Raw genomic sequence first — 2,585 nt, forward strand, 5'->3', positions numbered from 1 at the left:
ATATAGTTTTAACCAATACGCGTTGTCTTCTAAGTAGCTTTCAAGTGCCCTCCGTACATTTTCCTCTGTTAGCTCCTTCACGAAAACCATCGGATGTCCTGGAGCAATATAATTTGATTTCTCCCTACTCATCTCTGTTTCAAGATTTTTTGGAGTTGAAACAACTAAGTTATAAGTAAAACCATCATCTAATTCAACAAAAACATCAACATTGTCATCTTTAATATTTGAAATCTTGGATAAATCCGTTGGATATTCTATATTTATTATTTTCATTATTACACTCCTTATTTACCATATAGCTCTGTTAAGATTTTGATTACATCTTTTTCAATTCTTTGCTCATTCGAATGTTAGGCTACTATAGTCATTTTATTGATTTCTTCTTCAACTAAACTACCCCGTTAGTTGAATAAGAAAAGGGCTTTACCCCTTATTAAAGTAAAGCACCCGTTAGTTGAAGAACGTTTTTAAATTATCGAATAAAAAGCATCCTTACTTTGATTTCTCTTATAAACAAAGGGAGCTCATTTTAACTCCCTTTGACTTTTATTTAATGCTTTCGGCTATTGTTATGATTTCTTTTTCTGTAAGTTCAGGTGCACCTTTTTTCCCATCGAGGGAATCTGAAAAGCCAGAAAAAACAATTTTCCAATCACCTTGCTCAATATAAATATGATAACCATTTATATCCTGAATTCCAATTAATGTACCAGACATACCATTGATTGAAATTTCTTTTTCTATTACTGTACCTTGTGTTGTATTAGCAGTAAACTCTGGTTTTTCTTTTGAAACGTTTGTTGCTGTTATTCTATACATTCTGTCTTCTGTTCGAAGATGATAATTATATGAAACAAATTTGTCTTTACTTGTATTCACTGTATATTCCTTTACTGATGAATTTTCTTCGGCAACGTGTAATTGTTCTGGAAATGGGATATCCATACTATATTTTTTTTCAATTTCATCGACAGAGCTATAAATAGTAGCATCATTGCCTGCTATTCCTCCCCATGTCCAACCAATATCTGTTTGTGACATTTCCTCTACTTGATTAAAACTAAATAGATTCTCAATTGTCGCTTGAACGGATGGAGAAGCTAATGAACCGATTCCTAAAACAGAAATCATGACTGCTGCAACCCATAGTGTTTTTAATTTTCTTTTTGGTTGTTCTGATTTTGCTTTTTTCACACCAAGTTTTGACCTTTCGTGTAATTCTTTTGGAATCTGGATTCTTTCTAATTCTTGCTTTATATTACTCACTAATATCAGCCTCCTTAAATTTTTTACGAAGTTTACCTAATGAACGGTACAACACAGATTTCGCCGTACCTAACGGGATATTTAACATCTCCGATATTTCTTTAAATGAATAACCTTCATAGAATCTTAAAATGACTATACTTTTTTCATCTTCATTTAACTGTTCTAATAATTCTTGAAGTGTAATCGAAAGAGAAACATCTTCATCCTCCGAGCCAAGAAACTCTTCATACTCTGGTTTAAGTTGGACCACCTTTTTATTTTTTTTAACTAAATCAATTGAACAAGAGATAGTAATCTTTATTAACCAAGTCTTGAAATACTCTGGGTTCTTTAATGTATCTATCTTTTTAAATGAACGATATGCTACCTCTTGAACCACATCTAAAGCATCACTTTCATTTTTAACATATACATAAGCCATTCGATAAATATCTTCTTCATGTTTTTGGAAAAGTATTAAAAAGGCTTTATCATCACCTTTTTGTGCTTTTTTTATTAAACTAATGATTGTTATTCACCCTCCCTACAATGTCTTACACCCATTAGACAAATTAATTTAACATTTGGCTCATTTTTTCAAAAATAAAAACAAGGATATAAATCCTTGTTTAAAATAACAGTGTAATTTCACTAAACTGCTCCGTTAGTTCAATAAGAAAAAAAGCTCCACTCCTTATTGAAGTAAAGCACCCGTTAGTTGAAGAAGAAATGCGACCATTAACATATCTATTCTATCGCTGAACGAGTGTGCTGCATGCACTCCTAGTAGACATAACACCCGGATTAGGAAGTCTTCGACTTTATTACTCAATAAGAAAAAGCTGCCATGTAAACGGCAGTATCAGTAAATTTCATTTAAGTAACKCATCCGAAATTATCGCCACTCAATTTTCATCATTGGTCTCTGMTATTAAAAAATTTGAAATAATTGGAATTAATAGATATAATAGTTTAATTGAATAAAATTGACACAAAGGGTGATAAAAATGAAGACATTAGAAAATAGGAGATTTATTGTTGAAAATAAATTAGGCTATACTCAAATGATTGGAAGATTATTATCCATGATGGATTATACACGTACGACCACATTAAATGCAGTAGATGGTTTATCAGTAGAAGAACTGGATTATCGTATAAATGGCAAGGGAAATTCAATTGGTTGTCTTTTGTATCATATGGCATGTGTTGAAGAAGTCTATCAAATTTCGACATTTGAAGACCGTGATTCTACTAAAGAAGAACTTCAAAGGCTTAATGTAGGATTAAAACTTGGTGAAAAGGCACATAAAGAAATCAAGGATAAAGAAATT

At 31.5% G+C, this 2,585-nt stretch carries 4 protein-coding genes; 1 reads left to right on the forward strand and 3 read right to left on the reverse strand.

Going from position 1 to position 2,585, the window contains the following annotated elements:
• The 3 genes from AC1DSL_RS17095 to AC1DSL_RS17105 all read right to left on the reverse strand — a co-directional run.
• The coding region (locus AC1DSL_RS17095; protein WP_477533135.1) for a hypothetical protein at positions 1–276 on the reverse strand (276 nt) is incomplete at its 3' end.
• A 273-nt stretch (positions 277–549) separates the two neighbouring features.
• Positions 550–1,269: a hypothetical protein gene (locus tag AC1DSL_RS17100; protein WP_477533136.1), complete on the reverse strand. Its 720-nt coding sequence runs from the start codon at positions 1,267–1,269 to the stop codon at positions 550–552.
• Positions 1,262–1,786 (reverse strand): RNA polymerase sigma factor, encoded by a 525-nt coding sequence (locus tag AC1DSL_RS17105; RefSeq protein ID WP_477533138.1) that lies wholly within the window; start codon positions 1,784–1,786, stop codon positions 1,262–1,264. Before AC1DSL_RS17105 ends, AC1DSL_RS17100 begins: the two co-directional genes overlap by 8 nt.
• Positions 1,787–2,258: 472 nt before the next feature.
• Between AC1DSL_RS17105 and AC1DSL_RS17110 the strand changes: the two genes are divergently transcribed.
• A partial coding sequence (locus tag AC1DSL_RS17110) for a mycothiol transferase (RefSeq protein WP_477533137.1) occupies positions 2,259–2,585 on the forward strand: 327 nt, incomplete at its 3' end.

Source organism: Paenisporosarcina sp. P4_D4, from assembly GCF_056401835.1.